The 25,893-nt window shown below is 75.0% G+C and carries 25 protein-coding genes and 1 pseudogene; 8 read left to right on the top strand and 18 right to left on the bottom strand.

Annotated features, from left to right (window positions below):
• Positions 1 to 62: 62 nt before the first annotated feature.
• Positions 63 to 2,258 (top strand): acyl-CoA dehydrogenase family protein, encoded by a 2,196-nt coding sequence (locus tag ABD811_RS31900; protein WP_344955208.1) that lies wholly within the window; start codon positions 63 to 65, stop codon positions 2,256 to 2,258.
• Positions 2,259 to 2,360: 102 nt separating this feature from the next.
• On the opposite strand, the gene ABD811_RS31895 is transcribed toward ABD811_RS31900, so the two are convergent.
• Positions 2,361 to 2,777 carry a hypothetical protein gene (locus ABD811_RS31895; protein ID WP_344955206.1) on the bottom strand — a complete coding sequence of 139 codons (417 nt, stop codon included), beginning with the start codon at positions 2,775 to 2,777 and terminating at the stop codon, positions 2,361 to 2,363.
• Between the two features lie 138 nt (positions 2,778 to 2,915).
• On the opposite strand from ABD811_RS31895, the gene ABD811_RS31890 reads away from it, so the two are divergent.
• From ABD811_RS31890 to ABD811_RS31880, 3 genes are read left to right on the top strand one after another with little or no spacing between them, the layout of a single operon-like run.
• A complete protein-coding gene (locus tag ABD811_RS31890) occupies positions 2,916 to 3,338 on the top strand; it encodes a hypothetical protein (RefSeq protein WP_344955204.1) in 423 nt (140 codons plus the stop codon).
• A complete protein-coding gene (locus tag ABD811_RS31885; protein WP_344955203.1) occupies positions 3,335 to 4,231 on the top strand; it encodes an AAA family ATPase in 897 nt (298 codons plus the stop codon). Before ABD811_RS31890 ends, ABD811_RS31885 begins: the two co-directional genes overlap by 4 nt.
• Positions 4,232 to 4,236: 5 nt before the next feature.
• Complete coding sequence (locus ABD811_RS31880; protein WP_344955201.1) at positions 4,237 to 5,628, top strand: vWA domain-containing protein; 1,392 nt, start codon at positions 4,237 to 4,239, stop codon at positions 5,626 to 5,628.
• A gap of 12 nt (positions 5,629 to 5,640) precedes the next feature.
• Here ABD811_RS31880 and ABD811_RS31875 read toward each other — a convergent pair whose 3' ends face one another.
• Positions 5,641 to 7,053 (bottom strand): MFS transporter, encoded by a 1,413-nt coding sequence (locus ABD811_RS31875; protein ID WP_344955199.1) that lies wholly within the window; start codon positions 7,051 to 7,053, stop codon positions 5,641 to 5,643.
• Between the two features lie 99 nt (positions 7,054 to 7,152).
• On the opposite strand from ABD811_RS31875, the gene ABD811_RS31870 reads away from it, so the two are divergent.
• Positions 7,153 to 7,650 carry a winged helix-turn-helix transcriptional regulator gene (locus ABD811_RS31870; protein WP_344955197.1) on the top strand — a complete coding sequence of 166 codons (498 nt, stop codon included), beginning with the start codon at positions 7,153 to 7,155 and terminating at the stop codon, positions 7,648 to 7,650.
• 25 nt (positions 7,651 to 7,675) lie between these two features.
• Here the strand turns inward: ABD811_RS31870 and ABD811_RS31865 are convergent, their stop codons facing one another.
• Positions 7,676 to 8,266, bottom strand: a complete 591-nt coding sequence (locus tag ABD811_RS31865) for a TetR/AcrR family transcriptional regulator (protein WP_344955195.1) — start codon at positions 8,264 to 8,266, stop codon at positions 7,676 to 7,678.
• A 77-nt stretch (positions 8,267 to 8,343) separates the two neighbouring features.
• Positions 8,344 to 8,703: an SPW repeat protein gene (locus ABD811_RS31860; RefSeq protein ID WP_344955193.1), complete on the bottom strand. Its 360-nt coding sequence runs from the start codon at positions 8,701 to 8,703 to the stop codon at positions 8,344 to 8,346.
• A gap of 208 nt (positions 8,704 to 8,911) precedes the next feature.
• Here ABD811_RS31860 and ABD811_RS31855 point away from each other — a divergent pair, with 208 nt between their 5' ends.
• The gene (locus ABD811_RS31855; protein WP_344955191.1) at positions 8,912 to 10,513 is read left to right on the top strand and encodes an adenylate/guanylate cyclase domain-containing protein; all 1,602 of its coding nucleotides are present in this window, start codon (positions 8,912 to 8,914) and stop codon (positions 10,511 to 10,513) included.
• Here ABD811_RS31855 and ABD811_RS31850 read toward each other — a convergent pair.
• The 5 genes from ABD811_RS31850 to ABD811_RS31830 form a co-directional block, all read right to left on the bottom strand.
• Positions 10,510 to 11,295 carry a hypothetical protein gene (locus tag ABD811_RS31850; protein WP_344955189.1) on the bottom strand — a complete coding sequence of 262 codons (786 nt, stop codon included), beginning with the start codon at positions 11,293 to 11,295 and terminating at the stop codon, positions 10,510 to 10,512. The two genes, ABD811_RS31855 and ABD811_RS31850, sit on opposite strands and share 4 nt — an antisense overlap.
• 122 nt (positions 11,296 to 11,417) lie before the next feature.
• Positions 11,418 to 12,047: an MBL fold metallo-hydrolase gene (locus ABD811_RS31845; protein WP_425549482.1), complete on the bottom strand. Its 630-nt coding sequence runs from the start codon at positions 12,045 to 12,047 to the stop codon at positions 11,418 to 11,420.
• On the bottom strand, positions 12,047 to 13,132 hold the full coding sequence (locus ABD811_RS31840) for an S-(hydroxymethyl)mycothiol dehydrogenase (protein ID WP_344955185.1): 1,086 nt from the start codon (positions 13,130 to 13,132) through the stop codon (positions 12,047 to 12,049). The genes ABD811_RS31845 and ABD811_RS31840 overlap by 1 nt, the downstream gene beginning before the upstream one ends.
• A 179-nt stretch (positions 13,133 to 13,311) precedes the next feature.
• On the bottom strand, positions 13,312 to 13,842 hold the full coding sequence (locus ABD811_RS31835; protein WP_344955183.1) for an ATP-binding protein: 531 nt from the start codon (positions 13,840 to 13,842) through the stop codon (positions 13,312 to 13,314).
• A gap of 211 nt (positions 13,843 to 14,053) precedes the next feature.
• The gene (locus ABD811_RS31830; protein WP_344955181.1) at positions 14,054 to 15,106 is read right to left on the bottom strand and encodes a VWA domain-containing protein; all 1,053 of its coding nucleotides are present in this window, start codon (positions 15,104 to 15,106) and stop codon (positions 14,054 to 14,056) included.
• Between the two features lie 356 nt (positions 15,107 to 15,462).
• Between ABD811_RS31830 and ABD811_RS31825 the strand changes: the two genes are divergently transcribed.
• The gene (locus ABD811_RS31825; protein WP_344955179.1) at positions 15,463 to 16,617 is read left to right on the top strand and encodes a phosphodiester glycosidase family protein; all 1,155 of its coding nucleotides are present in this window, start codon (positions 15,463 to 15,465) and stop codon (positions 16,615 to 16,617) included.
• Positions 16,618 to 16,655: 38 nt separating this feature from the next.
• Here ABD811_RS31825 and ABD811_RS31820 read toward each other — a convergent pair whose 3' ends face one another.
• Positions 16,656 to 17,651, bottom strand: coding sequence for a helix-turn-helix domain-containing protein (locus tag ABD811_RS31820; protein WP_344955177.1), 996 nt, complete (start codon positions 17,649 to 17,651; stop codon positions 16,656 to 16,658).
• Between the two features lie 59 nt (positions 17,652 to 17,710).
• Positions 17,711 to 18,718, bottom strand: coding sequence for an alpha/beta hydrolase (locus tag ABD811_RS31815; protein ID WP_344955175.1), 1,008 nt, complete (start codon positions 18,716 to 18,718; stop codon positions 17,711 to 17,713).
• Between the two features lie 163 nt (positions 18,719 to 18,881).
• On the opposite strand from ABD811_RS31815, the gene ABD811_RS31810 reads away from it, so the two are divergent.
• Positions 18,882 to 19,493, top strand: coding sequence for a carboxymuconolactone decarboxylase family protein (locus ABD811_RS31810; RefSeq protein WP_344955173.1), 612 nt, complete (start codon positions 18,882 to 18,884; stop codon positions 19,491 to 19,493).
• Positions 19,494 to 19,524: 31 nt separating this feature from the next.
• Here ABD811_RS31810 and ABD811_RS31805 read toward each other — a convergent pair whose 3' ends face one another.
• The 7 genes and pseudogenes from ABD811_RS31805 to ABD811_RS31775 form a co-directional block, all read right to left on the bottom strand.
• A complete protein-coding gene (locus ABD811_RS31805; RefSeq protein ID WP_344955171.1) occupies positions 19,525 to 20,799 on the bottom strand; it encodes an acyltransferase family protein in 1,275 nt (424 codons plus the stop codon).
• Positions 20,800 to 20,830: 31 nt separating this feature from the next.
• Positions 20,831 to 22,198, bottom strand: coding sequence for an alkaline phosphatase family protein (locus ABD811_RS31800; RefSeq protein WP_344955169.1), 1,368 nt, complete (start codon positions 22,196 to 22,198; stop codon positions 20,831 to 20,833).
• A complete protein-coding gene (gene eboE, locus ABD811_RS31795; RefSeq protein WP_344955167.1) occupies positions 22,195 to 23,343 on the bottom strand; it encodes a metabolite traffic protein EboE in 1,149 nt (382 codons plus the stop codon). The genes ABD811_RS31800 and eboE overlap by 4 nt, the downstream gene beginning before the upstream one ends.
• Before the next feature lie 20 nt (positions 23,344 to 23,363).
• A complete protein-coding gene (locus ABD811_RS31790) occupies positions 23,364 to 24,218 on the bottom strand; it encodes a TatD family hydrolase (protein ID WP_344955165.1) in 855 nt (284 codons plus the stop codon).
• Complete coding sequence (locus tag ABD811_RS31785) at positions 24,215 to 24,850, bottom strand: EboA domain-containing protein (protein ID WP_344955163.1); 636 nt, start codon at positions 24,848 to 24,850, stop codon at positions 24,215 to 24,217. Before ABD811_RS31785 ends, ABD811_RS31790 begins: the two co-directional genes overlap by 4 nt.
• On the bottom strand, positions 24,847 to 25,677 hold the full coding sequence (locus ABD811_RS31780) for a sugar phosphate isomerase/epimerase family protein (protein ID WP_344955161.1): 831 nt from the start codon (positions 25,675 to 25,677) through the stop codon (positions 24,847 to 24,849). The genes ABD811_RS31785 and ABD811_RS31780 overlap by 4 nt, the downstream gene beginning before the upstream one ends.
• Positions 25,674 to 25,893: pseudogene (locus ABD811_RS31775) on the bottom strand (SCO3242 family prenyltransferase); the annotation flags it as partial. The gene ABD811_RS31780 and the pseudogene ABD811_RS31775, both read right to left, overlap by 4 nt.

Here is a 25,893-nt window from a genome sequence, read left to right as displayed (position 1 = left end):
TCCGCAAGATCCGAATCGTGTTCTAGAATCGGAGTCAGCAGGGCTCCGAGAGAAGGTGACGCATGGCCATCGGGCTGACCGAAGAGCATGAGGCACTCGCCGAGTCGGTGCGCGGGTTCGCCGAACGCGCCGTCCCGCAGGCGGTGGTACGCGCCGCGTTGGAAGCCGACGAGGAGACCAGGCCCGGGTTCTGGCCGGCCCTGGCCGAGCAGGGCCTGCTGGGCCTGCACATCCCCGAGGAGCACGGCGGGCAGGGGTACGGGCTGCTGGAGCTGGCGGTCGTCCTGGAGGAACTGGGCCGCGCCGCCGCGCCCGGCCCGTTCCTGCCGACCGTGCTGGCGGCCGCCGCGATCAACGCCTCCAGCAACGCCAAGGCCCGCGGCGAGCTGCTGCCCGGCCTGGCCGGCGGTTCCCGCACGGCCGCGCTGGCGCTGGCCGGGGAGCTGACCGGCAGCCGCGACGGCGACGCGCTGGTGGTCACCGGCGCCGCCGAGCCCGTGCTGGGCGCCGCGCTCGCCGACGTGATCGTCCTGCCGGTGCGCGCCGACGGCGCCGAGGAGTGGGTCGCGGTGGACGCCGCCGCGCTGGCCGTCACGCCGCTGCCCAGCATCGACCGCGTCCGCCGGGTCGCCAGGGTCGAGGCGGACGGCGTGTCCGTGCCCGCCGACCGGGTGCTGGACGGCCTGACCGGCGGGCACGTGCGCGACCTGGCCGCCGTGCTGCTGGGCGCCGAGGCGGCCGGCGCCGCGTCCTGGTGCGTCACCACCGCCGCCGAGTACGCCAAGGTGCGCGAGCAGTTCGGCCGCCCGATCGGGCAGTTCCAGGGCGTCAAGCACAAGGCCGCCCGCATGCTGATCGCCCTGGAGCAGGCCCGCGCCGCCGTCTGGGACGGCGCCCGCGCCCTGGACGAGGGGGCCGAGGAGGCCGGGTTCGCCGCCGCCGTCACCGGCGTCATCGCGCTGGACGCCGGTGTGCAGGCCGCCCGCGACGCCATCCAGATCCTCGGCGGGATCGGCTTCACCTGGGAGCACGACGCGCACGTCTACCTGCGCCGCGCCCTGACGCTGCGGACGCTGGCGGGCCCGGCCAAGCGGTGGGCCGCCGTCGTAGCCGAACGCGCCCTGGCCGGGGGGCGCCGTCCCGTCGAGCTGGAGCTGGACGACGAGACCCGGCCGCTGCGCGAACGCGTCCGCGCCGAGGTCGCCGAGCTGGCCGCCGTCACCGACAAGGACGAGCGCAACCGCCGCATGGGCGACGAGGGCTGGACCGCCCCGCACCTGCCCCGCCCCTGGGGCCGGGGCGCGGGACCGGTCGAGCAGATCCTCATCCAGCAGGAGCTGCGCCGCGCCGGCGTCAAGCCGCCGAACCTGGTGATCGGCGCGTGGCTGGTGCCGTCGCTGGTGGCCTACGGCACCGAGGAGCAGAAGGAGCGCTTCCTGCGCCCCACGCTGCGCGGCGAGCTGGTGTGGTGCCAGCTGTTCAGCGAGCCGGGCGCCGGGTCCGACCTGGCGTCGCTGTCGATGCGGGCCGAGCGCGTCGAGGGCGGCTGGCGGCTGACCGGCCAGAAGATCTGGACGTCGGTGGCGCAGCACGCGCAGTGGGGCTTCTGCCTGGCCCGCACCAACCCGGACGCGCCCAAGCACGACGGCATCACCTACTTCCTGGTCGACATGAAGTCCGAGGGCGTGGACGTGCGGCCGCTGCGCGAGCTCACCGGCGACGCCATGTTCAACGAGGTGTTCCTGGACGAGGTGTTCGTCCCCGACGAGTGCGTGGTCGGCGAGGTCGACAAGGGCTGGCAGGTCGCCCGCAACACCCTCAGCAACGAGCGGGTGTCGCTGTCGACCGGCGGCGGCCTGGGCATGGGCGTGCCCGAGCTGCTGAAGTTCTTCGACGGCCGGGACCTGGACCCGGTCGCCCTCGCCGAGGTCGGCGGGCTGGTCGCGCAGGGCCAGTCGATCGACCTGCTCGGCCTGCGCGCCACCCTCAAGCAGCTCAACGGGGTCGAGCCGGGCGCCGAGTCCAGCGTGCGCAAGCTGCTGGGCGTGCAGTTCAACCAGCAGGTCGCCGACTACTGCTGGGAGGCGCAGGGCCCCGCGGCCACCACCGAGGTGCCGCTGGCCGAAAGCGGCATCGTGGGGCGGGCCATGCTGTTCAGCCGCGCCATGACCATCTATGGCGGGACGACCGAGGTGCAGCTCAACATCATCGCCGAGCGCATGCTCGGCCTGCCCCGCGATCCCGAACCCGGTAAGTGATCCATCGCCGCCGCGCGGCGTGCCGACCCCCTCGCGGCACGCCGCGCCCCTCGGCGGCCCCGGGCCGCGGGCTCGGGCGGCGCGGGCTCGGGGAACGGGGGCTCAGGGACGGGGGCGCAGCGCGTGCGCGAGATTGATCAGGACGATCGCCGCCCACACGATCAGCAGGCCGGGCAGTCCCGCGTTGACCACCCCGATCGCGCTCAGCGGGATCGCGGCCAGCAGGGACACCACGACCAGCGCGATGCCCGGCCCGTCGGCCGGGCGCGCCGCCCGTCCGGCCGCGTATCCGGCGGGGCGGGGTCCCAGCCGGGCGTCGAGGGCCTGCTCGACGCGGTCCACGACCGTCTCGGCGAAGGCGGCGTCGTAGTCGGGGCCGAGCTCGCGGCGGGCCGCCAGCGCCGCGGCCAGGTCGTCGCGGGGCAGACCGGCGCCGGGCAGGCCGACGTGCGGCAGACCGGCGGCGTGCGGCGGACCGGCGGCGGCCGGCGCGCCGCGCGGCGGGCGAGAAGTCGTCATGCTCCGGTTATACGAGGCCGGACGCCCGCACCGCGTCACCCGTGGGTGCCAGACGCCGCCTACCCCCCGGGAGTGACGCCCGGCGCGACGCTACCAGCCGGTAAACTGCCGACCTCTCGAGATCTTCCGGAGGTCCCCGTGAGAGTCCGGGCTCGCTCGACCGTCCCCCTGGCGGGTCTGGCCGCCGCGACCGCGCTCGCCCTCACCGCCTGCGGCGGCGACGGGGAGGACGGCGCGCACGCCGGCGGCACCGCGACGGCGACCCGCCTGGCCCCCGTGCCGAAGGTGCCGCCCGGGCAGGTCCGGCCGCTGGTCGGCCGCTGGGTCGGACCGGCCAAGGACTACTTCGTCTTCAAGGCCGACGGCACCGGCGCCTGGAAGCGCGGCGAGCAGACGCTGTGGAGCGGGCAGGCCATCCCCGAGGGCGGCGGCACGTTCCGGTTCTCCTGGCAGGGCGGCGACCCGCAGTCCGGCACGTACTGGGGCGTCCGGCTCGACCAGGACGGGCGCAAGCTGGTGTTCGCCGGCACCAACCAGACCTACACGAAGGCCAAGGGATGACACTCGACACCGCGCCGGACACCGGCGGCGGCCGGGCGTTCGGCTCGCCCGCCGACGTGGCCGAGCGGCTGGCCGGCACCGGCTACCTCGCCGACGACGCGATCGCCACCACCGTCTACCTGGCGCAGGAGCTCGGCAAGCCCCTGCTGGTGGAGGGCCCGGCGGGCGTCGGCAAGACGCAGCTGGCCAAGGCCGTCGCCGCCGCCACCGGCGCCGAGCTGATCCGCCTGCAGTGCTACGAGGGCCTGGACGAGGCCCGCGCCCTGTACGAGTTCAACTACAAGAAGCAGCTGCTGGCGATCCAGGCCGCGCCCGCCGACCGCGCCTGGCGCGAGACGCACGACGACATCTTCACCGAGGAGTTCCTGCTGGAGCGGCCGCTGCTGGCGGCGATCCGCCGCGACGGCCCCACGGTGCTGCTGATCGACGAGGCCGACAAGGCCGACGTGGAGGTCGAGGGCCTGCTGCTGGAGGTGCTGTCGGACTTCCAGGTGACCATCCCCGAACTCGGCACCGTCACCGCCGTCCGCCGCCCCTTCGTGGTGATCACCTCCAACGCCGCCCGGGAGCTGTCGGAGGCCCTCAAACGGCGCTGCCTCTACCTGCACCTGGACTACCCGGCGCCGGAACGCGAACGCCAGATCGTCCTGGCCCAGGTGCCGGGCGTGCGGGAACGGCTGGCCGAGCAGCTGGTGCGGACCGTGGCCGCGCTGCGCGCCCTGGAGATCAAGAAGGCGCCGTCCATCGCCGAGACCGTCGACTGGGCCCGCACCCTGCTCGCCCTCGGCCTGGACGAACTGGACGACGCCGCCGTGGCGCGCACCCTCGGCGTCGTCCTCAAGCACGTGTCCGACCAGGAACGCGCCGTCAAGGAACTGGGCCTGGGGGGCTGACGGCGATGGCGCGTTCGCTGCTGGACCGGCACACCCGGTTCGTGGCGGCGCTGCGCGAGGCCGGGCTGCCGGTGTCGGTGGCCGAGGGCCTGGACGCCGTGCGCGCCACCGGGCTGGTCGACCTGGCCGACCGGGAGGCGCTGCGCGCCGCCTACGCCGCCACGCTGGTCAAGCGCCCGGCGCACCGGCCCGCCTTCGACCTGCTGTTCGACCTGTGGTTCCCGCCCGCGCTCGGTGACGGCGCCACGGCCCCGCCGCGTCCGGCCGAGCCCCGCGAGCCCGGCGCCCGCCGCGTGCCGCCCGCCCTGGACCCGCAGGTCCAGCGGCGCCGTGAGGACCTGTTCGACCTGCTGCTGACCGGCGACGACGCGGGGCTGCGGCGGTTCGCGCGCGAGGCCGTCGCCGAGTACGGCCGCACCCCCGGCCAGGAGTCGTGGTTCTCCTCCGGCGTGCTGCGCGCGATGTCGCCCGAGACGCTGATGGCGCGGCTGCTCAACGCCGTGCTCACCGGCCGGGACCGGGGCGGCATGGCCGAGCAGGTCGCCCGGCGCACCTTCGGCGACCGCATCGACCGGTTCCGCGACCTGGTCGGCGCCGAGGTCCGCCGCCGCATCGCCGAGGACACCGGCGTCGAGCGCACCGCCCGCCTGTCGGTGCGGCCGCCGCTGGAACAACTGGACTTCGGCCGCGCCGGCCGCGCCGACCTGGCCGCGCTGCGCCGCCAGGTCCACCCGCTGGCCCGGCGCCTGGCCACCCGCCTGGCCCAGAAGCAGCGCATGGACCGGCGCGGACGGCTCGACTTCCGCCGCACCGTCCGCGCGTCGCTGGCCACCGGGGGAGTGCCGCTGACCACCCGGCACCGGCCCCGCCGCCCGCACCGCCCCGAGCTGGTCATCCTGTGCGACGCCAGCGACTCGGTGTCGGCGTTCGCGCACTTCACGCTGCTGCTGACGTTCGCGCTGCGCGAGCAGTTCAGCAAGGTGCGGGCGTTCGCGTTCATCGACGGCACCGACGAGATCACCAAGTACTTCGCGCCGGGCGCCGACGTGGTGGACGCGATGACCCGCATGGCCCGGGAGGCCGACCTGGTCTGGATCACCGGCCGCAGCAACTACGGGCACGCCCTGAAGGTGTTCGAGGAACGCTACGGCGACGCGGTCGGCCCCCGCACCGCGCTGCTGATCCTCGGTGACGCCCGCTCCAACTACGGCGAGCTGTCCCTGCCCGTGCTGCGCGGGCTGGCGGAGCGGGCGCGGCACGCGTACTGGCTCAACCCCGAGCCGCGCGCCCAGTGGGACACCGGCGACTCGGCCGCCTCCCGCTACGGCGCGGTCGTCCCCATGTACGAGTGCCGCAACCTCGCCCAGCTCACCGAGTTCATCGAACAGCTCGCCTAGGCGCGTGCCGTGTCATCGCGCCCGCGGCGCACGGCGCTCGCGGACGACCACGGCCAGCACCGCGCCGCCGACCGCCAGCACCGCCGAGATCACCAGCGCGATGTTGGTGCCGTGGGCGAGCGAGTCCAGCGAGTGGTCCCCGCCCGTGGCGATCGCGACGACCATGGCGACGCCCAGCGAGGCGCCGACGTAGCGGGCGGTGTTGTTGGCGCCCGACCCCATGCTCGCCCGGTCGGCGGGAACGCTCTCCACGGCCAGCCGCGCCAGCATCGCGTTGGCCAGCCCGCTGCCGACGCCGGCCACCGCCAGGCCGGGCACCAGCCGCCACCAGTGGCCGCCCGGCGCCAGGCCCAGCATCGCGACCTCGCCCACCGCGCTGAGCACCAGCCCGGACGCCAGCAGCACCCGCGGCGCCACGCGGGCCGTCAGCCGCCGCGCCTGCAGCGCCGCCACGAACGACAGGCCCGACCAGATCGACAGCAGCAACGAGACGGTCACGGGGGTGAGCCCGTAGGCCAGGTCCAGCAGGGTGCCCAGGTAGCTCATCACCCCGATCACGGCCAGCCCGGTGACCAGGGCCCCGACGGTCGCCACCACGAACAGCGGCCGCCGCAGCAGCCCGAGGTGCAGCATGGGCTCGCGGCGGCGCGCCTCGACGACGACGAACGCGCCCAGCAGCACGACGGCGGTGACCAGCAGCACCGCCACCGCCGGACGCGTCCAGCCGGTGCGGCCCAGGGTGATCGCGGTGAGCAGCGCCGCGACCCCGCCGCTCATCGTGACCACGCCGGGCAGGTCCAGGCCGCGCGGACGCTCGGCGCGCGACTCCGGCAGCGATCGCGCCGCCGCGACCGCCAGCGGGACGGCGGCCACCAGGCAGGCCCAGTACCACAGCCGCCAGTCGACCAGGGCGGTCAGTGCCGCGGTCGCCAGCGGGCCGAGCGCGATGCCCAGGCCGAGCATGGCGCCCCACACCCCGGTGGCGCGGGCCCGGGCCGGACCGGTGAAGGCGTGGCCGATGATGCCCAGGCCGCCGGCGAGCAGCGCCGCGCTGGCCGCGCCCTGCACGATCCTGCCCGCGACGAACCACGTCGCGTTCGGCGCCAGGGCGCAGGCGGCGCTGGCCACCGCCAGCAGCACGGCGCCGCCGGTGAACACGCGCCTGCGGCCGTGGTCGTCGGCCAGCCCGCCGACCGCCAGCAGCACGGCGGCGAGGCCCAGGCTGATCGAACTCATGATCCAGATCTGCGCCGTCGGGCCCGCGCGCAGCCCGGCCGCGGTGTCGACCAGCGTGGTCAGCGGCGCGGTGTAGTTCATCAGCGCGAGCAGCGTGGCCGCGGCGGGCACCACCAGCGCGGCGGTGGGCCCGTCGGCCCGGCCGCCCGCGCGGGAGGGCGCCGGGGTGGCGGGGGCGTGGGACGTCATGACACTCCAAGTTCATTCAACGAACCAAAATGGCCGTGCGGCGACGTTAGCACGATCTGGTTCAGTGAATGAACCCCCAACGCGGGTACTGTGGCCTGCATGGCACTCGGCAAGGACTACGCCCGCCAGGACTGCTCGATGGCGCGCGCGCTGGAGGTGGTGGGCGAACGCTGGACCATGCTGATCATCCGGGACGCCCTGTACGGGGTGCGCCGGTTCAGCGACTTCCTGGCCCGCCTGGACATCCCGCGCGCGGTGCTGTCGCAACGGCTGCAGTCGCTCGTGGAGTCCGGGCTGCTGGAGAAGGCGGGCCACGAGTACGTCATCACCGAGATGGGCAAGGAGCTGTGGCCGGTCGTGCACACGCTCGCCCGCTGGGGAGAACGGCACTTCGACGACTGCGGGCCGGCCCGCCTGTACTTCCACGCCGGATGCGGCGCCCGGCTCGCCATCGACGGCACCTGCCCCGAGTGCGCCTGCCCCGTCCCGCCCGAGGAGGTCGAGCTGCGCCCCGGTCCCGGCGGCTACGTCCGCGACGACCCCGTCAGCCTGGCCCTGCGCGAACCGCACCGCCTGCTCGAGCCCATCCAGACCTGACCCGCGGCCCGCGCGGGCACGGCGGTCAGGCGCCGAGGGCGTGCGCGATGAGTTCGGCGACCGCGTCCGGATCCACGTGCTGGCCGCTGAGCTGGGCGAGGTTCTCCTGGTAGATCAGCACCGCGGCGAACGTGGCGGCGGCGACCTCCAGCCGCGCCTGGTCGCCGCGCGCGCCGGGCAGCGCCAGCTCCAGCGCCCGCCGGGCCCGCCGGAACACCTCGCCGTTGAGCCGGCCGAGCCGCTCGCCGACCGAGCGGTGCGTGTCGGCCTCGCGGAACAGGATGCGGCGCATGGCGGGAGAGGCGCGCAGCGGGAACCGCCGCGCCAGCCGCGACAGCGTGCCCGCCGGGTCGCCCGGCAGCGCCTCCACCGCGTCCTCGGGCAGCTCCTCCACCGCCGTGCGCTCGTCGACCAGCGCGACCAGCACGTCGATCTTCTGCGGGAAATAGTGGAACACCAGGCCCTTGGGCACCCCGGCCTGGCGCGCGATCCGCGCGGTGGACGTGGCGTCGTACCCGCGCTCGGCGAACAGCGCCTCGGCCGCGTCCAGGATCCGGGTGCGGGCGTCCGCGCCCTCCGGGTCGCGCGAAGACCGCCGTCTCTTCACCGCCCTCATCCGCGGCCTCCCCCCTGACACGGCGCTGTGGCCCCTGGGCGCCCGCGCGCCAGGGACCACAGAGCGGTACCGTCCGATCAGGCCGTCGTGGCGCGGCCGCCGCCCGTACGGGTCAGGCCGCCTCCCGACTGTGTGGCTCCCCAGATGCCGACGATAGCCGCGATGCCGCCGGCGATCCACGCCGTCCAGGCCGCGGCGCCCTCACCCGCGAAGCTGAACGCCCAGGGGGACACGAAGACCAGCAGGGCGAAGGCCGTGGTGGTCCAGGGCGCCGGGCCGCCCGCGCCCAGCAGCGCGTACAGCCCGGCCAGGGCCAGCAGGGCCCCCAGCACCATCAGCGGCTGCTTGCCCGCGTCGTCGGCCCACAGCTCCGGCGCGACCAGTGCGACGAGACCCGCCAGGAAGGCGACCCCGTCCTGCCATGCGAACCTACCCATCAGCCACCTCCACCGGGGGGAACTTTGGACATCTTTGTCCGTTTTTAACATTCCCTGATTGACCGGCCGGTCAAACCTGCCCGCCCGGTGGGGCGGTGCTTTCGCGCGGGCCATGCCGCACTGGCGCCCCGGCGACGGCCCGTCCGGCCGGCCGGCGGCGGGACCGCGGCGCTTCGAGGCGACGGGAAAGCCGCTACCCTGCACCCCCATGGAGACGGACCAGACGCGGACGGCACCGGCACGGCCGCGGCGGCGTCCCCTCGCCCTGCTGTGGCGGTGCATCGACGGCCGCCCCGACGACACCCGGGCCCAGATCGCCCGGCGCGCCCGCATCCTGGTCACCGTCTCCACCGGCCTGGCCAACCTGGGCGGCGCCCTGGTGGTGCTGCTGTTCACCATCGTCGTGCCCAACCCCGACGGCGCGGTGTCGGACCGGCTGCGGATGATCAACCTGCTGGTGTTCACCTGCTACGTCATCGCGGCCGTGCCCGGCGGACTGCTGCTCGGCGAGCGCTTCTTCCGCCGCCTGCGCCGCCTGGTCGAGCAGCACCGCGAGCCCGACAAGCGCGAACGGCTCCTGCTGCTGTACGGACCGCTGCGCATGATGGCCCTGCACCTGACCCTGTGGAGCATCGGCACCGTCGGCTGGGTGATCATCAACCTGCCGTTCTCGGTGCTGCTGGCCGTCAAGCTCGGCCTGACCAGCCTGCTCGGCGGCCTGACCACCTGCACCGTGGTCTACCTGCTCACCGAGCGGCTGCTGCGGCGCGCCGTCACCACCGCGCTGCGCACCGGACCGCCCCGCCGCACCGGACTGCCCGGCGTGGTGTCGCGCTCGGTGCTGGCCTGGGCCCTCGGCACCGGCGTGCCGATCCTCGGCCTGATCGTGCTGGCCGTCGGGTCGTTCGTGCTCGGCCACGTCGACGTGCGCGACTTCGCCTTCGCCGTGCTGGTGCTCGGCGGCACCGCCCTGCTCGTCGGCCTCGGCGTCACCTACGGCGCCGCCCGCGCCATCGCCGACCCGGTGGAGTCGGTGCGGCTCGGCCTGGCCCGGGTGCAGCGCGGCGACCTGGACGTCGAGGTCCCCGTCTACGACGCCAGCGAGGTCGGGCTGCTGCAGGCCGGGTTCAACCACATGGCCGCCGGGCTGCGCGAGCACGCCCGCCTGCAGGACCTGTTCGGCCGCCAGGTCGGCGAGGACGTCGCCCGCGTCGCCCTCGAACGCGGCATCGACCTCGGCGGCGAGCTGCGCGAGGTCGCCGTGCTGTTCGTCGACATCATCGGCTCCACCCGGCTGGCCGCCGACCGCCCGCCGACCGAGGTGGTCAAGCTGCTCAACGACTTCTTCGCCGTCGTGGTGGAGGTGGTCGGCGAGCACGGCGGCTGGATCAACAAGTTCGAGGGCGACGCCGCGCTGGCGGTGTTCGGCGCGCCGCTGGCGCTGGACGGCGCGTCCGGCCGGGCCCTCGCCGCCGCCCGCGAACTGGCCGGACGGCTGCGCGACCGCGTGCCCGAGCTGAGCGCGGCCGTCGGGGTGTCGGCGGGCGAGGCGGTGGCCGGGCACATCGGCGCCGAGGAGCGCTTCGAGTACACCGTGATCGGCGACCCGGTGAACGAGGCGGCCCGCCTCACCGACCTGGCCAAGGGCACCGAGGCGCGCGTGCTGGCGGCCGGCTCGGTGGTCGAGGCCGCCGGCCCCGACGAGGCGCGGCACTGGCGCGTCGACGGCGAGACCGTCCTGCGCGGCCGCACCCAGCCCACCCGCCTCGCCTCCCCGGTGGACACCGCGCCGGCCGAGGACGCCGCCTAGGCGAGGTGGATCGTCGCGTCGCGGAGCGTGGTGTACCAGGGGGCGGAGCGGGCGAATCCCGGGCCGGTCTCCTCGCCGATGTAGACGTCGGCGTGGTGCTCGCCGCCGTACCCGGGACGGAACAGGTCGGTGACCGTCCAGCTCGCCCGCCGGAACCGCTCGCACACCTCGTCCTCGACCGGGCGCCCGGCGCCGTCCCGGCCGCAGTCGGTGACGACGAACCGCTGGCCGCGCGCCAGCACGTCCCGGTCGGCGGCGGCCGACCGCCAGGCGCGCAGCGGCCGCCCGGCCGAGTCGCGGGTGGTGTCGTCCAGCCAGAACCCGACGCTGTGCGACCAGTTGAGGTACCGGCCCCGGTGCGGGCCGCTGGTGATCCGGCCGCTGCCCTCCGTCTGGATGATCTCGATGAAGTCCTCGGGGTACGACCCGAGCGGCGTGTCACCGTCGTCGCAGCGCAGCTCGGGGCAGCCGCGCACCGCCTTGCGCCGACCGCCGTGGTAGCTCTCCACGGCGGTGTAGTAGGTGGTGATGCGCCACTTGCCCGCGCGGCCGAGCGGCCGCACCGGTGACGGCGCCGGCGACCAGGCGGGCGACGACGTGGCCGACGACGTGGGCGACGAGGTGAACGCCGGAGCCGCGACCGTGGGGGACGCCGCGGGCCCGCTGCCCGCCGTGGGCGGTGGAACGTCCCGCTCCCGTGTCGAGGACTCCGCGTCCGTCCCGCATCCGCTGACGACCGCGCACAGCGCGAGGACGACGGCCTGCGGCGCCCTGGCCCGCATCGCACCTCCCCGGTGACCGGCAACCCGCGGGCGCACGACGGCCCGCCGCCACAGGGGACCCTATGCCGCGCGCCCTGGCGCCGTCCCGGGTTCGGCGCGGGCGGCCCGCCGGGGAAAGGCGATCAATACCCCCGGGCCACCCACTCCTCCAGATGCGGGGCCTCCGCTCCGATCGTCGTGCTGTCGCCGTGCCCGGTGCGCACGACGGTGTCCGGCGGCAGCGTGAGCAGCCGCTCCCGGATCGAGGTGATGATCGTGGGGAAGTCGGAGTACGAGCGGCCGGTCGCGCCCGGGCCGCCGGAGAACAGCGTGTCCCCGGAGAACACCGTGCCGAGGTCCGGCGCGTACAGGCACACCGCGCCCGGGCTGTGCCCCGGCGTGTGCAGGACGGTCAGCTCCACCCCGGCGACCGTGATCTTCTGGCCGTCCGACAGCTCGCCCTGGGGGCCGGTGTCCGGGTGGCGCTGCTTCCACAGCATCAGGTCGGCGGGGTGCAGCAGCACGGGCGCGCCGGTGCGCGCCGACAGCGCGGGGGCGGCGTCGATGTGGTCGTCGTGGCCGTGCGTGGACACGATAGCCAGCAGGCGCCGGTCGCCGACGGCCGCCGCGATGGCGCCGGCGTCGTGCGCGGCGTCGATGACGATGGCCTCGGCGTCGTCGCCGACGATCCAGACGTTGTTGTCGACCTCCCACGTCCCGCCGTCCAGGGAGAACGTGCCGGAGGTGACGACGTGGTCGATGCGCGCGGCCATCACAGCACCACCACCGAGCGCAGCACGTCGCCGCGGTGCATCTTGTCGAACGCCGCCTCGACCTCGTCCAGTTGGATCGTCTCGGAGACGAACGCGTCCAGGTCCAGCCGTCCCTGCAGGTACAGGTCGATGAGCATGGGGAAGTCGCGGGTCGGCAGGCAGTCGCCGTACCAGGACGACTTGAGCGCGCCGCCGCGGCCGAACACGTCCAGCAGCGGCAGCTCCAGCGTCATCTCGGGCGTCGGCACGCCGACCAGCACCACCGTGCCGGCCAGGTCGCGGGCGTAGAACGCCTGCCTGTAGGTCTCCGGACGGCCCACCGCGTCGATCACCACGTCGGCGCCGAACCCGCCGGTCAGCTCCCGCACCGCCTCGACCACGTCGGTGTCCTTGGCGTGCACGGTGTGGGTGGCGCCGAGCGAGGTGGCGGTGGTCAGCTTGCGCTCGTCCAGGTCGATCGCGATGATCTTCGCGGCTCCGGCCAGCCGGGCGCCCAGCACCGCGGCCGCGCCCACGCCGCCGCAGCCGATCACCGCGACCGAGTCGCCGCGGCCGACCGCGCCGGTGTTGATCGCGGCGCCGAGGCCGGCCATCACCCCGCAGCCCAGCAGACCGGCCGCCGCGGGCTTGGCGGCGGGGTCGACCTTGGTGCACTGCCCGGCCGCCACCAGCGTCTTGTCGGCGAACGCGCCGATGCCCAGCGCGGGCGACAGTTCGGTGCCGTCGGCCAGGGTCATCTTCTGCTTCGCGTTGTGTGTGTTGAAGCAGTACCAGGGACGGCCGCGCAGGCACGCCCGGCACTGCCCGCACACCGCCCGCCAGTTGAGGATCACGTAGTCGCCCGGTTCGACCTCGGTGACCCCCTCGCCGACCGACTCCACGATCCCGGCGGCCTCGTGCCCGAGCAGGAACGGGAACTCGTCGTTGATGCCGCCCTCGCGGTAGTGCAGGTCGGTGTGGCACACCCCGCACGCCTGCACCTTCACCACGGCCTCGCCCGGCCCCGGGTCGGGCACCGTGATCGTCTCGATGCGGACCGGCTCCCCCCTGCCCGGCGCGACGACTCCGCGTACCTGCTGTGCCATGGCTGCCGCCCTTCCGTCGATCCTGGCCGCTGAGACGACCCTATCCAGCGCGTTCGGGGCCGCGTCCACCCCCGCGTCCGCCCCGTCCGTGTGCCGGTAGTCCACCAGCGGGCCCGGCCCGGACGCGACGCGCGTTTCCGCTCAGCGGAAGCACCGGCCGCGTGCGCGACGGGTCGCGGCTACTCGAAGTGGATGGCCTTGAGCAGGTCGGCGGCCGAACGGTCCAGCACGGTGACGGAGGCTGCGCGGGGGTACGCGCCGCTGCGCGCCCGTTCGATCAGCGGATGCCAGCGGCGGCAGTGCCGGCGGTAGGTCGCCTCGGTCAGCACCCGGCCGCGCTGGAACTGGCCCGCCCGCGCGGTCACCGGGTCCACGTCCAGCAGGATCATGTGCACGTCGCCGCCGCGCCGCCGGGCCAGCCAGGCGAATCCGTGCAGGAGGTGCGGCCAGGTGCCGCGGGTGTGCGCCACCACGTCGTGGCCTTCCACCACGGCCCGCGCGATGCGCCAGACGTGGGTGGTGTGGACCAGCGGCACGCGCGCCCGCGGCGGCAGCGGCCCCAGGTACCGTCCCCACCAGTTGCGCGCCTGCCTGGAGTCGATCACCCGCGCGTCCCCGGCCGGGACCGGCTGCGTCTCGTTCCCCCGCAGCCCGTACAGCCGGTCCAGCAGGGTGCTCTTGCCCGCGCCAGGCAGCCCTGCGACCAGCACCAGAGAACCAGGGGGGAAGCGCAGCTCGGCCCGTGGTGCACCGGCGCCCGCGTCGTCGTCGCCCGCGCGCGCCCGGTCCGCCTCGTTCGGCTCGTGGATGCTCGTTCTCCTGATGTCGGCCCCCGGGACGTTGTAGTTGTGAGGTCAACGAACGTCCGCTACCGAATGTTCCGGCGCGCGTCCGGAGCGTCCGCGGGAGGGCCGGGGCCGGCTACTGGTAGTCGCGGATCTGCTTGAACACGGTCTCCAGCGACTGCGTGCGAGCGTCGAACGTGCGGCCGCCGGTCAGCGCGGCGACCTCGGCCATCTCGTGGGCGGCCGCCTCGCCGAACAGGATCGGGAAGACCGGGACGGCCCGCGCCGCGCCCGGCAGCCGCCCGTACCGGGACCGGAAGCCGTTCAGGTCGGTACCCCGGGCGTTCTCGCCGTCGGTCATCAGCACGATCGTGGTGAACCGGTCGGGATCGCGGGCGGCCTGCTCCCGCGCCAGCTCGTAGGCGCGCAGCAGGCCGTCGTACACGGCGGTCTGCCCGCCGACGCGCAGCCCCTCGGCGTACGAGCGGATCTGCGCGAGCGCGGGCTCGGGGGAGTCCTCGGGCACGGTCACCGTCCGCGGCGTCTCGGGGCGGTCGCTGAACGGGATCAGCGTGACCTCCTCGCGCGCGTGGAACCGCTGGAACCCGCTCGTCAGCGAGTTGTCGGCGCCCGTCAGCCCCACCAGCGAGGCGCGCAGCCGGGAGATCCGCTCGCCCTGCATCGACCGCGACACGTCCAGCACGTAGATCGTGCGTGACGGGCGCCGGTACTCGTCGTAGTAGGCGGCGACCAGCGCGTTCACCGTCTCCAGCCGGTCGGGGAACGGCAGCTCGGGCGGAGCCGCCGGGAAGGGGCCGGGCGCCCCGCGCACCGCGCGGCGGTGCGCGAGCAGGGAGATCCGCCGCTGCCCGTCCGGGCCGGTCAGGTAGTCGGCGAGGCGGCGGTGGGCGTCGCGGGCCCGCTGCGACGCCGAGGCCAGCTGCGTGAGCGGATAGTCGGCGGTGACCACGCCGTCGCGCGGATACACGATCGTCAGCGGCTCGGGCAGCCGCCCCGAGGCGTTCAGCGACAGCAGCACCGACTCGTAGTTGATGACGCTGCCCGCCAGCACGCGCAGCTCGCCGCGCTCCGGCGGGTCGTCCCCGAGGACGGTGCATCCGGCGGCAGCCAGGACCGCCGCGGCCGCGGCCGCGAACGCGCGGCGCAGCCCCCGTTTTCTGTTGTTCATGAGCGTCACAGTCTCGGCCCGCCGCATGGCCGTGACCGGGGCACCGGATGAACGGCGGATGACCCGTGCCGGACGACGCCACGCCGGGCGCGCGGATACGGGATCCGGGGCCGCCGCTGTAGGAAGATCACCAGGTCGGCCGGGTGGTCGCGGGGGGAAAGGCTTGTCCGGTGATCAGTAGGTTTGCGGCGGTGCTCGTGACGGCGGGCGCGGTGATGGCGGTCTGTGTTCTCGGACCGGGACCGGAGTCGGGACCGGCGAACGCGAGGGCCTCCGGCCCGGGGGACGCCCGGAGGGGGCAACCGCCGGACGCCGATGGCGCGGGGTCCGGGGAACGGCCCGACGTGAAGGCGGCGATGCCCGCGTCCCGGGCGGCCGTGCCCCTCGGCCTGCGCTACACCTCCTCCAGGCGGGTGTCGCCGGGGATCACCGCCAGGAGATTCCACACCCGGGGCGTCGCCGGTCCTGTCGCCGGCCACCTCCTGGAGGCCGACCTGGCCGACCGGCGCGTCGGCGTGGGGCTGCTGCGCCCGCCCGTGGTCGCCGCCCGCAGGAAAGTGTCGGTGATGGCGAGGGCGCAGCGCGCCGTGGCCGGGGTCAACGGCGACTTCTTCAACATCGGCGAGACGCGTGCGGGCGTCGAGGCGACCGGGGCGGCGTCGGGCGCCGAGGTGGACAGCGGGCGTCCCCGCAAGGGCGCCGTGCCGTTCGGGCAGCGGTTCGGGCCGCCGCTGCCGCCGACCAGTTCCGTCGAGGACGTCATCGGCGTGGACCGCAAGCGCGTGGGGCACGTGTCGAGGCTGCGCCTGAAGGGCACGATCCGCTCCGGCCGCACCACCATCGCCGTGCGCGGGCTCAACCAGTACGCGCTGCCGGTGGGCGGAGCGGGGGTGTTCACCAGCCAGTGGGGCAAAGCCTCACGGCGACGCGCGGTCTGCGGCACCGACATGCTGCGCAACGCGCCGTGCAGCACCGACGTGGCCGAGGTGACGGTGCGCCGGGGAGTGGTCACCAAGGTCCGCGGCACGGTCGGCCGGGGCGCCATCCCCAAGGGGACGGTCGTGCTGGTGGGACGGGAGCAGGCCGCCGCCGCGCTGCGCGGGCTGCGCCGCGGCGACCGCGTACGGGTGCGCTACCGCCTGGCCGGACGGCACCGCTTCCGCTTCGCCATCGGCGGCTTCCGCATCCTGCGCGACGCCCGGCCGCCCGCCGGGCTGGCGGCCGTGGACCCGGCTCCGAGGACGGCCGCGGGCATCAGCCGCGACGGCCGCCGCATGTACCTGATGGTCGTCGACGGCCGGTCGGAGCACAGCGGCGGCGTCACCCTCGCCGAGCTGGCGCGGCTGATGTGGCAGGCGGGCGCCGACGACGCGGTCAACCTCGACGGCGGCGGCTCGTCCACCCTGGTCGTCCGCGGCCCGCGCGGCAGGGCCGCGACCGTGCGCAACGCGCCGTCCGACGGCTCCGAACGTCCCGTCGCCAACGGCATCGGCCTGTTCGTCCGCCGCTGACTCCACGCGCCGCCCGCCGCGCGTCACCGCTGGCGTGGTCAGGGGCCGGGGGCGCGGTGCAGGCGGCGCAGGACCAGCGCCAGTTGCAGACGCAGCTTGCCGTGGGGGCCGCGGACGTTCCAGCCCAGCAGCCGCTCGGCGTGCGCGAGCCGCTCCTGCAGCGTCGAGTGGTGCAGCGTGAGGGAGGCCGCGGCGGCGCGCAGGCTGGCGGCGGTGGCCACGGCGTCGAGCGTGGCGAGCATCCAGGGCGCCGCGGACGCGGCGCGGTGCAGCGCCTCCACGTCCGGCGACGGGGGTGTGCCGGGGCCGACCGACTCGGCGAGGACGGCCAGGCCCCCGATCTCGTCGGCGTGCACGACGCGCGGACCCGGGTCCTCGTCGGTGCCGCTCGCGGTCAGGCGCAGCGCGGTGCGCGCCGCCCGCCACGACGACGGCAGGTCGCGGAGCGCGACGGCGGGGCCCACTCCCGCGCGCCGCCCGTCGGTCACCGGGGGAGCCGAACCGGTGGCGATCCTCGGCTGCCCGTCCTCGACGGCCACCGCGCGGACCGCGCCGGCGGCCGGCAGCCCCAGCCGGTGGGCGGCCTGCAGCCGCGCGGCCTCCGGCGCGGACGCGTCGCACAGCAGCTCGACCAGCGCCGGGTCGTGCACGGGCGCGCGGCCGCGGGTGCGGTCCAGCACGTCGCGCGCGGCCGTCGCGGCCCGTTCCAGCACGATCGCCTCGACCGTTCCGGCCGGTCCGGGACGCTCCAGCCACAGCGCCGCGTCGCCGTCCGGCTCGACGGCGGCGCGGGGCCAGGCGGGGTCCGGCGGCGTCCCGGCGTCGTCGCGGTGCCCCGTCTCGGTGACCCGCACGCGCACCCGCCGCCGCGGATCGACCAGCCGCGCCGGGCATCCGGCCAGCACCGCGGCGCCCCGGACGATCGCCTCCAGGCCCGCGCGGGCCTGCGTCAGCCGGTCGAAGTAGGCGATCACCCGCACCGCCGCGCCCGCGTCCGGATCCAGCGCCGCGAGCCTGCCCGCCAGCTCCCTCACGCCGCCATCATGACACCGTGCGGGACGCCCTCACACCCCGTGCGGGCGCGGCGTCGCGTTCAGCCGTTCAGGACGCGGCGCAGCCAGCGCAGCCGGGCGTCGCGGGCCTCCCGCGAGACCGGGGCCTGCGGTGCGAAGCCGTCGAAGGCGTGGTAGCCGCCCGGCCACACGTGCAGCTCGGCCCGTCCGCCCGCCTGCCACAGCCGCACCGCGTAGGCCACGTCCTCGTCGCGGAACGACTCGGCCGAGCCGACGTCGATGAACGCGGGCGGCAGCCCCGACAGATCCACGGCCCGCGCCGGAGCGGCGTACGGGGACACGTCCGGGCCGCCGCGGGCGTCGCCGAGCAGCGCCGTCCAGCCCACGTGGTTGGCGGTGCGGTCCCAGATGTCCAGCCCCTCCATCTGCAGCACCGACGGGCTGTCGTTGCGGTCGTCCAGCATCGGGCACAGCAGCATCTGCGCCAGCAGCGGCGGGCCGCCGCGGTCGCGCGCCATCAGCGCCACCCCCGCCGACAGGCCGCCGCCCGCGCTGGCCCCGGCGACGATGATCCGCTCGGGGTCGACGCCCAGCTCGGCGGCGTGCTCGTGCGTCCACACCAGTCCCGCGTAGCAGTCCTCCACGGGCGCGGGGTGCGGATGCTCGGGCGCCAGCCGGTACTCCACCGAGACCACCGCCGTGCCCAGCTCCCTGGCCCACGGCAGGAGCATGTCCGGCAGGCCCGTCCGGTTGTCGCCCAGGATCATGCCGCCGCCGTGGATGTGGTAGATCGCCGGGTACGGCGCCTCCACTCCCACCGGACGGCAGATCAGCAGGGAGACGTCCGGGGCGCCGGGCGGCCCGGGCACGGCACGCTCCTCCACCTCGAACGCGCCGTCCAGCCGCAGGTCGTCGTCGGTGACCGGGGGGACCGTGCCGACGCGCCCCTGCCGCACCTCGGGGATGGACTCGAGCGTCGACAGGCGGGGCAGTTGCTCGCGCACCATGTCGAGCGCCGCGCTCAGTTCCGGGTCGAACGGCGGGGGCGGGCCCACCTGCGCCGGCGCGGGCTCCTGTGTAGCGGTCATCTGAGCCTCCTCGTCTCGGGGGGTGCCCCCATGGTCCGCCTCCGGACCGCGGACTTCGACCGCCAGCAGGCGGGCTCTTCCCGCCATCCGGCGGGTGCAGCCTAAGCTGCCACCAGATCCTGCGGAAGACCGCAGGTCAGCATGCGAGAGCGAGGTTTCGCGAATGCCCGGCGAGGAGACGCCGTCCCGGTTGCGCAGGCTGCGGCCCGACGAGCTGGACGCCGACCAGCGCGCCCTCTACGACGAGATCGTGTCCGGCCCGCGCGGCAAGGGGCCGAGGCTGTTCGCGCTGACGGACGACGCGGGCGGCCTGGAGGGCCCGTTCAACGCGATGCTGCTGAGTCCCGCCCTGGGACACGCCCTGCAGGCACTCGGCGCGGCCATCCGCTACCGGGGGGTGTTGCCGGACCGCCACCGGGAGATCGCGATCCTCGCCGTCGCCGCCGTCTGGGACAGCGCCTTCGAGCGCCACGCCCACGAGGCGGTCGGGCGCGCCGCCGGGCTCACCGACGACGAGTTGCGCGCCCTGCGCGACGGCGACCACGACGCGTTCACCGACGAACGCGAACGGCTCGTCGCCGACACCGCCCGCGCGCTCGCCGGCCGCGGCGACCTGGCCGACGAGGAGTTCACGCGGGCCCGCGACGTCCTCGGCGACGACGGCGTGTTCGAGCTGACCACACTCGTCGGCTACTACGCCACGCTCGCCCTCCAGTTGCGCGTCTTCCGCGTCGCCGCACCCCACGAGCCCGCCCCGCGGGAGTCCGCCGGGTAGGCGGGAGCCCGCCCGGTGTCCCGCCTGCGGCTCACCGCGGCGGGGCCGGAACCGCGACGACGCCCGCGCCGCCCGCGGCGCGGGCTCGCACGGCGCGGCCGCTCAGGCGCCGCCCCGCCCGCTGGGCGGGCGCCTCGATCCAGCGATGCGACGCCCAGCTCACCGCCACCAGCACCACGACGAAGACGACCAGGCCCGGCGTGTCCTGGCGGCCGCCCCTGCCCAGGAACTGGGCCGACACCATCAGCAGGATCGGATGCAGCAGGTACACCGAGAAGCTGGCGGTGCCCAGCCCGGTCGCCCAACGCGGGAACCGGCGCCGCCGCAGCAGCCACGCCGCGCCGAACGTGGCGGCCGCCAGCAGCAGCGAACTGCCCCAGACCCACTGGGCCTGCCATGCCTGGGCGCCCGTCGTGCCCAGGCGGGGGTTCCACGCCACGGCGGCCAGCGACGCCGCGAGGACGGCGCCCAGCGCCAGCGCGGTCGCCCGGCGCGGCACCTGGCCGTGCTCGGCCCGGTAGACGGCGGTGCCGGCGAACATGACCGCCAGCATCACCGCCCCCTCCCACGGCTCGACGCGCCCGTTGGCCGCGACCAGCGTGACGGCCAGCAGCCCGCCCAGCAGGCCGCCCGCCGTGCGCAGGCCGCGATGCTCCGACATCGCCGCCGCCACCGCGACCACCAGAACGGTCGCGGCCACGACGACCACGGGGCCGGTGCCCGCCGTGCGCGACAGCAGCGCCGTCGGCAGCAGCGCGCCCGCCGGCAGCGCGAGCAACGCCAAGCCCACGGCGACCGGCGCGGACCGGCGCTGCCCGCCCACCACCCACAGGGCGACGATCAGCAGGTAGAAGGCCATCTCGTACGACAGCGTCCACAGCACGTTGATCGCGTTGGGCACGGCCAGCAGGTCCTGCAGCATCGTCGCGTGCGCCAGGATCGCCGTCACCGGGTCGAACTCCTCCAGCCCCGCCCGCAGCCCCCGCACGTTCAGCAGGAACGGCAGCACCCCCAGCAGGCACGCCACGGCCAGCAGCGGGTACAGGCGGAAGGCCCGGCCGGTCCAGAACGCGCGCACGCTGCCGTGCCGCTCCAGCGAGGCGGGCACGATGTACCCGCTGACGAGGAAGAACACCAGCACGCCGTAGTGGCCGGGGTCCCACCGGCCTGCCAGCGACGCCTGCAGGTCCGGCACGAAGACGTAACTGGCGTGGTGCAGCGCCACCAGCATCGCCGCCCAGCCCCGCAGCGCGTCCAGCCAGCCCAGTCGGGCATCAGAGGACGAGACGGGCGAAGGAGGGGACACTCCGACAGACTAGTAGGAACGCCGCATCGGTTCAGGTGCTCAGGTCGATCAGGAGCTGCTTGACTTCGGTGGCGTGATACCGCTCCCGGGCCGCCGACGGATCGGAGCAGATCAGCACGGGGCCGTCCGCGGGATCGGCGGGCAGCCGCCCGTGGCTGCCGCGCACCAGGTTCCCGTGCAGCGGGACGACGTTCATCAGGTAGCGCATGCCGAGCTTCTTGCGGGCCAGGGCGAGCCCGGCGCGCAGCCGCACCGTGCGGTCGTCGGGGTCCATGAACAGTTCGGCGGGGTCGTAGCCGGGCTTGCGGTGGATCTCGACGAGCTTGGCGAAGTCGGGGGCGCGGGCGTCGTCCAGCCAGTAGTAGTAGGCGAACCACGCGTCGGGCTCGGCGATCGCGACCAGTTCCCCGGAGCGTTCGTGGTCCAGCCCCGCCTCGGCCTTGCCCGCCTCGTCGAGCACCCGCTCCACACCGTCCAGGTCGTCGAGCAGCGCCCGGACGCGGGACGTGTCGGACGGGTCGCGGACGTACACGTGCGCGATCTGGTGGTCGGCCACGGCGAACGCGCGGGACGTCCACGGGTCCAGGTACTCCATGCCGTCCTGGGTGTGGACGTTCAGCAGCCCGGCCCGGCGCAGCGCACGATTGATCTCCACCGGACGCGACACGGACGTGATGCCGTACTCCGACAACGCCACCGTCGTCGCGCCCCGAGCGCGCGCGGCGGCCAGCAACGGGCCCAGCAGTTCGTCCAGGGCGGCCGCGGCCCGTGCGGCGCGCGGGTCGTCCGGCCCGTACCGTTGCAGGTCGTAGTCCAGGTGCGGCAGGTAGACCAGGGTCAGGTCGGGGCGTTCCTCCTCCAGCAGCATCCGGGCGGCCCGGCAGATCCATTGCGACGACGGCAGCCCGGCACGCGGCCCCCAGTAGGTGAACAACGGGAAGTCGCCCAGGCGCGAGGTGAGACGGTCGTGCAGCGACGGCGGGTGGGTGTAGCAGTCGGGTTCCTTGCGTCCGTCGGCGTAGTAGATGGGACGGGGCGTGACGGTCCAGTCGACGTCGGCGCCCATGGCGTACCACCAGCACACGTTGGCGACGGTGTAGCCGGGGTGGCGTTCGCGTAGGGCGTGCCACACCTTCTCCCCGCCGACGAGCGCGTTGTGCTGCCGCCACAGGAACACCTCGCCCAGGTCGCGGAAGTACCAGCCGTTGGCGACCACCCCGTGTCCGCTGGGCATCTCCCCGGTGAGGAAGGTCGACTGCACCGAGCACGTCACGGCGGGCAGCACGGTGCCCAGCTCGGCCTGGAAGCCGTCGGCGGCGAGCTTGGACAGGTTGGGCATGTGCGGCAGCAGCCGCGGGGTCAGCCCCACGACGTCGAGCACCACGAGCGGCGTGGTCATGCGTCCTCCTCGATGAGGCCGAGCCGGACCAGTTCGGCGCGCGTCCAGTCGAGCTCGGCGGCGATGCCGTCGGCCAGGTCGGGACGGCCGCCCGGCAGCACCGTCCAGGTGTAGGTCTCCACCTCGACGTGGTCGGTGCGCGCCGCCGGTCCGCCCAGCAGGACGTCCAGGGCGGCGCGCAGGTCGGCGCGGGTACCGGCGAGCGGGGCGGGTGGATCGGCGTGCAGCGGAAGGTGGAAGTGGACGCGCCACGGCCCGTCGGCCGGGAGGCCGCCGGCGAGAGCGTCCGGGAGGTCGTCGACCCGGTGGACGCCCTCGGCCGTGTGCGCGCGCGTCTGGTGCAGGTAGCGCGGTTCGGCGAACGTTTCGAGCTCCCGCCGCGCGGCCGACGGATCGGAGGCGTGCAGCGCGGCCGACGCCTGTGTCTTCACCACCGGCAGCCCCGCCGCGTCCAGACGGGCCAGCGCCTCGCCCGGTTCCTCGAACTCGACCGCCAGGTGGCAGGTGTCCAGGCAGACGCCCACCCGCGAGGTGTCGACGCCGGTGAGGAGGCGGGCGGCGTCGGCCGTGGTCTCCACCACGCATCCCGGTTCCGGCTCCAGGCCGACCCGTATGGTCCGGCCGGTACGCCTCTCCAGGTCGGCGAGCCCGGCGGACAGCGCGTCGAGGTGGCGGCGCGCCCGGTCGTGCCGTTCGCCGTCCCACCACGGGGCCCAGCCCAGCGGGAGCGTCGAGACGCTGCCGCGGGCGACGTCGTCGGGGAGCAACGCGGCGAGCACCGTGGCGAGGTCGAGCGTGTAGGCGAGCCGGTCGGGGTCGCCCCAGTCGGGCAGGTACACATCGGTCTTGACGACGTCCTTGCCGAAACCCGCGTAGGGGAACCCGTTGAGCGTCACCACCTCCAGGCCGCCTGCGGCCAAGGCGGCGCGCAGCTTGTCCAGCGCACCGGGATCGGCGACGAGGGTCGCGGCCACGGGGCGGGGCAGCCACAGCCCCACCGACAACCGTGGCACGCCCAGGCGACGCCGTACCGGTATGGCGTACCGGTGCAGCCTGTCGAGGACGCCGGGGAAGTCGTCGGCCGGATGGACGTTGGCGCAGTAGGCGAGATGGACCAGGGTGCCGTCGCGATGGCGCAACCGCATGATGTGCGTCCTCCGCGGGTTCAGGCGGGCGTGCCGCGCAGCACCGAGTTGCCCTCGAACAGCGTCCCGGCTTCGGCGGGCTCGTCCAGCGCCAGCCGTCCGCTCTGCCCGTAGAACTCCACGGGGTTGCGCCACAGCACGCGGTCCACGTCGTCGTCGGTGAACCCGGCGGCGAGCATCGCCTCACCCGTGCGCCGCGTCTTGAGCGGGTCGCTGCGGCCCCAGTCGGCCGCGGAGTTCACCAGCATCCGCTCGGTGCCGTACTCGCGCAGGATCGCCACCATGCGGTCCTCGTCCATCTTGGTGTCGGGGTAGATGGAGAAACCCATCCAGCACCCGGCGTCGGCCACCGGCCTCACGGTGACCTCGTTGAGATGGTCGATGACGACGCGTTCCGGGGGCAGCCCCGACTCGCGCACCACGTCCAGCGACCGGCGCGTGCCCTCCGCCTTGTCGCGGTGCGGGGTGTGCACCAGCACGGGCAGGTCGTGCTCGACGGCGAGGGCGAGCTGCCGGGCGAACACCTCGTCCTCCTCCGGGGTCATCGAGTCGTAGCCGACCTCGCCCACCGCGACCACCCCGTCCTTCTCCAGGTAGCGGGGGAGCAGGTCCAGGACGGGACGGCAGCGCGGATCGTTGGCCTCCTTGGGGTTCAGCGCCATCGTGCAGTGGTGCCGTATGCCGAACTGCGCGGCGCGGAACGGCTCCCAGCCCACCAGTCCGTCGAAGTAGTCGACGAACGTGCCGACCGAGGTGCGCGGCTGGCCGAGCCAGAACGCGGGCTCCACCAGCGCGCGCACACCGGCCTCGTACATCCGCTCGTAGTCGTCGGTGGTGCGCGAGGTCATGTGGATGTGCGGGTCGAAGATTCTCACCGGACCTCCAGGAAACGGGCCACGTCAGCGGGGACGTCGCGGCCTGCGGCGGTGCGCTCGCGCGCGTAGTCGGTCATCATCCGGGTCAGCTCGGCGTCGGCGCGGTCGTCCAGACCGGCCACCACGGACAGCGGCACGCCGATGAACACGCACTTCAGCACGGCCTGCCGCCATGCCGGGGCGGGCAGCCGCTCGGCCGCGTACGGGCCGAGGGCGGCGGCCACCAGGCGGGTGTCGTTGGTGCGCAGCGCGTCGTGCAGCAGCGGCAGCGCCGCCTCGCCCACCTCCGCGCCGAGCGCGTCCAGCGACCGCAGCACGGCCCGCCGCTCGTGCGCGTCGCCGTGCCGGTACAGGTCGTCGAGCCGCGCCGCGAGCGCGTCGCCGGTGCAGGGCAGCTCCAGCAACATCACCACGCGCGCCGCGTCGTCGACTGACCAGGGTTCGGGGGTCGTCGTCCGAGTGGGCAGGGGCCCGCGGCCGCAGCGGCGGCCGGCGGCGGGGAGCAGCACGGCGGCGGCGTCGGCGTCGCCGCCGATGCGCTCGCGGGCGGCGGCGAGCCAGGCGGACGCGTCGGCGTCCAGCACCGGTGCCAGTGCCGCCGTCAGCTCGTCGCGCAGGGCCTCCCGCGTCATGAGACCTCCCTGAGGAACTCCAGCGAGCGGCGGGCGGCCCCGGGGGCGTCGTGGCCGTGGCGGGGGAGCTCCACCGAGACCAGCCCCGTGTAGCCCGTCTCGTCCAGCGCCTTCATCACCGGCGGGAAGTCGATCTCCCCGGCGCCGAACTCCAGGTGCTCGTGCACGCCCCGCCGCATGTCCTCGATCTGCACGCCCGCCAGCCGCGGCCCGGCCCGGCGGACGCAGTCGGGCACCGGCTCGGGCTCCAGGCACCGGCAGTGCCCGATGTCGAGCATGATCCCGAAGCGCGGCGGGGCGCCGAGCCCGGCGGCGAGCCGCTCGTATCCGCCGATGGTGTCGACGAACATGCCGGGCTCCGGCTCGAACGCCAGCGTCACGTCCCGCTCGTCGGCCAGGCGCAGCACCTGCTCGCAGCCCCGCGTCAGCCGGTCCCACAGCACGTCCGGCGGGTCGGATCCGAGGGCCGTGCCGCTCCAGAACGACATCGCCTGCGCGCCGAGGTCGGCGGCGACGCGCACGGCCCGCAGCAGCAGGTCGACGCGGCGGTCCGCGCCGTCCTCCGACAGCAGCGTCGGCTGGTGCTTGCGCCACGGGTCCAGCAGGTACCGCGCGCCCGTCTCGACCACCACCGACAGGCCCAGCTCGTCCAGGCGGGCGGCGACGCGGTCGACCGCGCGCGGCAGGTCGGGAGCGAACGGGTCCAGATGCCGCACGTCGAGGGTGAGCGCGACGCCGTCGTAGCCCAGGCCCGCCAGCACCGCCAGCGCGTCGTCGAGCCGATGGTCGGAGAATCCGTTGGTGCCGTAGCCGAACCGCAGCGTCATGTCGGCGAGACCTTTCGTGCCAGGCGCCGGGCCAGGGGGTGGGCGGGGACGAGCGCCAGCCCCGCCACCGGATGCCCGCGCGCGGCGGTCAGCGCGGCCTGCAACGGGATCAGCCCGAGGACGCCCGCGCCGACCGCCCGCCGGATGCGCTCGGCGCTCGGCTCCCGCACCGCCGCCGCCTGCGCGCCGCCGACCGTGGCGGTGTACGCGCCGAGC

Source organism: Actinomadura miaoliensis, assembly GCF_039536785.1.
Lineage (GTDB): Bacteria > Actinomycetota > Actinomycetes > Streptosporangiales > Streptosporangiaceae > Spirillospora > Spirillospora miaoliensis.
This window is presented reverse-complemented; position numbering and strand designations above follow the sequence as displayed.

Excerpts from the sequence above, each read along its gene's own strand:
- ABD811_RS31900 (WP_344955208.1), top strand. The coding sequence starts at position 63 with ATGGCCATCGGGCTGACCGAAGAGCATGAGGCACTCGCCGAGTCGGTG.
- ABD811_RS31895 (WP_344955206.1), bottom strand. The coding sequence starts at position 2,777 with ATGACGACTTCTCGCCCGCCGCGCGGCGCGCCGGCCGCCGCCGGTCCG.
- ABD811_RS31885 (WP_344955203.1), top strand. The coding sequence starts at position 3,335 with ATGACACTCGACACCGCGCCGGACACCGGCGGCGGCCGGGCGTTCGGC.
- ABD811_RS31880 (WP_344955201.1), top strand. The coding sequence starts at position 4,237 with ATGGCGCGTTCGCTGCTGGACCGGCACACCCGGTTCGTGGCGGCGCTG.
- ABD811_RS31875 (WP_344955199.1), bottom strand. The coding sequence starts at position 7,053 with ATGACGTCCCACGCCCCCGCCACCCCGGCGCCCTCCCGCGCGGGCGGC.
- ABD811_RS31870 (WP_344955197.1), top strand. The coding sequence starts at position 7,153 with ATGGCACTCGGCAAGGACTACGCCCGCCAGGACTGCTCGATGGCGCGC.
- ABD811_RS31865 (WP_344955195.1), bottom strand. The coding sequence starts at position 8,266 with ATGAGGGCGGTGAAGAGACGGCGGTCTTCGCGCGACCCGGAGGGCGCG.
- ABD811_RS31860 (WP_344955193.1), bottom strand. The coding sequence starts at position 8,703 with ATGGGTAGGTTCGCATGGCAGGACGGGGTCGCCTTCCTGGCGGGTCTC.
- ABD811_RS31855 (WP_344955191.1), top strand. The coding sequence starts at position 8,912 with ATGGAGACGGACCAGACGCGGACGGCACCGGCACGGCCGCGGCGGCGT.
- ABD811_RS31850 (WP_344955189.1), bottom strand. The coding sequence starts at position 11,295 with ATGCGGGCCAGGGCGCCGCAGGCCGTCGTCCTCGCGCTGTGCGCGGTC.
- ABD811_RS31845 (WP_425549482.1), bottom strand. The coding sequence starts at position 12,047 with ATGGCCGCGCGCATCGACCACGTCGTCACCTCCGGCACGTTCTCCCTG.
- ABD811_RS31840 (WP_344955185.1), bottom strand. The coding sequence starts at position 13,132 with ATGGCACAGCAGGTACGCGGAGTCGTCGCGCCGGGCAGGGGGGAGCCG.
- ABD811_RS31830 (WP_344955181.1), bottom strand. The coding sequence starts at position 15,106 with ATGAACAACAGAAAACGGGGGCTGCGCCGCGCGTTCGCGGCCGCGGCC.
- ABD811_RS31825 (WP_344955179.1), top strand. The coding sequence starts at position 15,463 with ATGCCCGCGTCCCGGGCGGCCGTGCCCCTCGGCCTGCGCTACACCTCC.
- ABD811_RS31815 (WP_344955175.1), bottom strand. The coding sequence starts at position 18,718 with ATGACCGCTACACAGGAGCCCGCGCCGGCGCAGGTGGGCCCGCCCCCG.
- ABD811_RS31810 (WP_344955173.1), top strand. The coding sequence starts at position 18,882 with ATGCCCGGCGAGGAGACGCCGTCCCGGTTGCGCAGGCTGCGGCCCGAC.
- ABD811_RS31800 (WP_344955169.1), bottom strand. The coding sequence starts at position 22,198 with ATGACCACGCCGCTCGTGGTGCTCGACGTCGTGGGGCTGACCCCGCGG.
- eboE (WP_344955167.1), bottom strand. The coding sequence starts at position 23,343 with ATGCGGTTGCGCCATCGCGACGGCACCCTGGTCCATCTCGCCTACTGC.
- ABD811_RS31785 (WP_344955163.1), bottom strand. The coding sequence starts at position 24,850 with ATGACGCGGGAGGCCCTGCGCGACGAGCTGACGGCGGCACTGGCACCG.
- ABD811_RS31780 (WP_344955161.1), bottom strand. The coding sequence starts at position 25,677 with ATGACGCTGCGGTTCGGCTACGGCACCAACGGATTCTCCGACCATCGG.